The sequence below is a fragment of the Rubneribacter sp. genome (genome assembly GCF_965361815.1).
Genome location: NZ_CBDTNW010000022.1, coordinates 1 through 3,872 on the forward strand (window position 1 = coordinate 1; position 3,872 = coordinate 3,872).

Consider the following 3,872-nt stretch of genomic DNA (forward strand, 5'->3'; position numbering starts at 1 on the left):
GTTGAACGGCGCGTCCAGGAAGCTGAAGTTGGGGAACAGCCTCTTGGCCGAGCAGTGCATGGCCAGCTTGAACAGGTCGTAGTTCGGGTCCTCGGGGTTGTAGTTCACGCCCTCCTTCACGCGGAAGATCTGCACGGGGAAGATGGGCGTCTCGCCCGAACCCAGGCCCTCCTCGGTGGCCAGCAGCATGTTCTTGATGACCATGCGGCCCTCGGGGCTGGTGTCCATGCCGTAGTTCACCGAGCTGAACGGCGTCTGCGCGCCGGCGCGGGAGTGCATGGTGTTCAGGTTGTGCACGAGCGCCTCCATGGCCTGGAACGTCGTGCGGTCGGTGTCGGCCGTCGCGTTCTTGGCGGCGTACTCCATCGCGCGGTCGGCGGTTGCGCGGTCGGCGCCGGCTCCCATAAGCTCCTCGCGCACAACGGCCTCGAATCCCTCGTCCATGCGCAGGCTGGCGAAGGCGCCCGTGCGCTCCTCCGCGCGGTCGAGCGCGTCCTGGGCGAACGTCCGCGCATCCTCAAGCCCCATCAGCAAATCCGCAGCCTCGGCCAAATGCTTCTTGTACAGGCGGCGATACGTCTTGCGCACGCCTTCGGCCAGGCCGTAGTCGAAGTCGCAGATGGCCTGCCCGCCGTGCTGGTCGTTTTGGTTGGACTGGATGGCGATGCACGCCAGCGCCGCGTAACTGGCGATGTCGTTGGGCTCGCGCAGCACGCCATGGCCTGTGGAGAAGCCGCCCTTGAAGAGCTTGCGCAGCTCTATCTGGCAGCACGTGGTGGTGAGCGTGTAGAAGTCCATGTCGTGGATGTGGATGTCGCCCTCGCGATGGGCGCGCGCGAACTTCGGATCGATGACGCACATCTCGTAGAACTGCTTGGCGGACTCGGAGCCGTACTTGAGCATGGTGCCCATGGCGGTGTCCGCGTCGATGTTGGCGTTCTCGCGCTTCATGTCCGAATCGGACGCCTTGGAGAACGTGATGTCCTTGAGCGTTTGGATGAGGCGGCTGTTCACGTCGCGGGCGCGGCTGCGCTCGGCGCGGTAGAGGATGTAGGACTTGGCCGTCTGCACGAAGCCGGCCTCGATGAGCGTCTCCTCCACGAGGTCCTGCACGCCCTCCACCGTGGGCACGCCCTCGATGGCGCCGGCTTCCAGCTTGGCCACCACGTTCTGGGCGATCTCCTCGGCCACCGCGCGGTCCTGCATGGCGCCGCAGGCCTGGAAGGCTTTCTCCACCGCCTCGGCAATCTTGCCAGCCTTGAACTCCGCCCTGCGGCCGTCGCGCTTGATGATGGTGGTGACCATGCCCTCGATCCTCTCTTCGCCGATGTTTCGCCTTGTTTTCGGAGACGTTCCTTTTATGGGCGCGAACTGTGGTTTCCCATTGTTTCTGCCCACGATTTCCACAGGTAATGACCAGGGTTTTCCACAATATGTAGCGGGTGTGCCCGGTCCGAGCAGTGATATATAGTACTCGGGTGCCATCCCGCATGCAAGGGTAGATTTCATGCAGAAGATGTGCCCCCGAAGGCGTTGCAGGGGCTTTCATAGATTATCCACGCTTCCGTCAACTATATGTTGACCCTGGGCCCCGTCCGGCCGCGAAAAGCCCTTCCCTGAGGGCAGGCCGGGGCGCCTTTCGGGAAAGCCGCCCCGGCGCTACTCGACGGTTCCGTACACCTGGCCCCAGGCGTGCCCGCCTATGGCGGAGTTCAGTTGGTCGCACAGGCGCTGGCGCGTGTAGGTGCCCGGAGGGAGCAGCGAGATGATCTCCGCCAAGTCATCGGGAAGGTCCGCCGACTCGGCGGCCACGACCACGTCCAAACGGCGGACGGACTTCGTCCCCGCATCGGCGAACAGGGCGTCCACCACGTTTTGGAGCGCCCCGTAATGGGGGCTGCGCACCGTGTTTTTGCGCACCGGGCCCGCCATGGCGCTCACGCCCCCGCGCCCGGGCGGACGACGTCCAACCCGGCGCTCGCCGCCACTAGAGCGCCCGCGTACGCCGGCGTGGCCTTCCCGGCCGCGCGCAGGAACTGAGCGCCCGCCGCCCGCAAACGCACGCCGGCGTCCACCAAAACGTCGGGGCAGTAATACGGATTCTCCGGCGTGGCGGCTCCCTGCCGGGGCGCATGCTCGGTCACCGTCAGCTGGGCCAGAACGGGAAGGAGGCCCACACCGGCCGCCATGCGCGCGAACGCCTCGGCCCGCTCCAGAGGCGCCCTCGTTGCGAAACCCGCAACCGACGCCCCGAAATCCGCCATGACCCCCAAGGCTTCGTCGAAGGGGTTCCGCCCATCGGCGAGCAGGCCGTCGGCGCGCACGTCCACCGACGCGAACACCGCGACGTCGCTCACCTGCCGCACCCCCATGAGCGCGCACTTGAGGTCGGTCGGGTTGGCGAACCCGTTCAGGAAGAGCGCGTCAAGCTCCTGCCCCGCGCATGCGCGCGCGGCGCGCGCGTACTGGTCGCGGTTCTCATTGAGCGACGATTTGCTGGACGGGTCCAAGGGAAGCCCGCACGGCCCCACCTCCGCCAACAGATGCTGCGGAGCCAGCTGGCGCGCGGCCTCCAACGCCGCGCCCGCCACCTCGGGCGCCCGCTCCTCCAGCCCGCGATGGGCAAGGCGCGCCGGCGTGATGCCCGCCGTGTTCGCCACCAGGCATTGAACGCCGGCTATCTGGTTGAGGCGCAATGCGTCGCGAACGGCCTCCGGCTCCACCATGTTCGCATACTCGAGGTCAAGCGATGCGTCGAAGCCCTGGCGCGCCAGCGCTGCGGCCACGGGAGCGGACAGGACGAGCATGTCGCGATGAAAACGCAGGGAGATATCGGGCATAGGGAAGTCCTTTCGTCGGATGCCTATGATAGCAAAAGAACGGTGCCGAGGGGCGGGCTGCGGTGTTGGGAAGCGGGGCGGGCTGCCGAGGGGCGGGGCGCCGAGGGGCGATCCGCGGCGCCCGGGCGGCTGCGGCGTTGGGGGAAGGCGGGCGGCAACGCTGGGTGGCGGGGCGCGATGTTGGGAGGCGGTCCGCGCACCGAAAGGCGCCCGATCCACCGCCGTCTGAAAGCCTCTCCATCGATCATCCGCGACCTGCACACAAGACGAACATGAGCCGGTCACATGTTTTTCAAGGGCGGTCACTATAATAGGATTTGCAATCGAGAGATTCCCCTCCTTTCGATTGCACTGCTTGTATCCCCTACAAAGCAGTAGCGACGCCATCGAGCGTCGCATCATCCCCCTCCTTGTGGGCCGCGGAATCCCCTTCCGCGGCCCAATCCTTTTCTGGGGCATGCCGCCTGGAGACGCGCGCAGACGGCGGCGAAGCGGGCGCGTTACCTTCCCGACACCCAGTCCACAAAACGCGCACTCCCAGCACATACCATCTGCAACGTCGTCGGTTATACTTAGTGCCAGCAAGCGGAAAGATCCCCTCCTTACCCTTGCTTCTGCTTACCCCATAAAGCAGAGTCGGTGCCACATAGGCACCGCATCACCCCCTCCTTGTGGCCCGGCGGAGCTCCCCTCTCCCCGGGCCGATCCTTTTCCGGCGCACTGTCGACGGCGCACCGCCCTCGAAAAGCGAGGGACGACCCTCGGAACGCAGGCGAAGTCCCCTCCCGCAGACTGCGAATCCGGCATCGCGACGCTGCGCAAATCGACGAACAAAAGTCAGCGAACAAAAATTGTGCAGCCGCTTAATTTTGAACGATCTGCCAGTGCGCAAACCATGGATAAAGAAATTCGTTCTGCCTGGGGTTTTCCCACTTGAACTGCTGAAAGAAACGCTTTCGTTACTTTTTGCGGTCACAGTTCACAAAACCAGCATGTCTGCCACATATCATTTTCAACGTCGGTCGTTATAAT

Annotated in this window: 3 protein-coding genes; all 3 read right to left on the bottom strand. The window is 64.9% G+C overall.

The genetic code is table 11. The features are described 5' to 3' along the window. A partial coding sequence (gene nrdD / locus ACWKY3_RS01315) for an anaerobic ribonucleoside-triphosphate reductase (RefSeq protein WP_449314623.1) occupies positions 1-1,305 on the bottom strand: 1,305 nt, incomplete at its 3' end. A 354-nt stretch (positions 1,306-1,659) separates the two neighbouring features. After that, positions 1,660-1,932 carry a hypothetical protein gene (locus tag ACWKY3_RS01320; protein WP_449314624.1) on the bottom strand — a complete coding sequence of 91 codons (273 nt, stop codon included), beginning with the start codon at positions 1,930-1,932 and terminating at the stop codon, positions 1,660-1,662. 5 nt (positions 1,933-1,937) lie between these two features. Then, complete coding sequence (locus tag ACWKY3_RS01325; protein ID WP_449314625.1) at positions 1,938-2,840, bottom strand: homocysteine S-methyltransferase family protein; 903 nt, start codon at positions 2,838-2,840, stop codon at positions 1,938-1,940. Positions 2,841-3,872: the final 1,032 nt, after the last annotated feature.

Excerpts from the sequence above, each read along its gene's own strand:
- ACWKY3_RS01320 (WP_449314624.1), bottom strand. The coding sequence starts at position 1,932 with ATGGCGGGCCCGGTGCGCAAAAACACGGTGCGCAGCCCCCATTACGGG.
- ACWKY3_RS01325 (WP_449314625.1), bottom strand. The coding sequence starts at position 2,840 with ATGCCCGATATCTCCCTGCGTTTTCATCGCGACATGCTCGTCCTGTCC.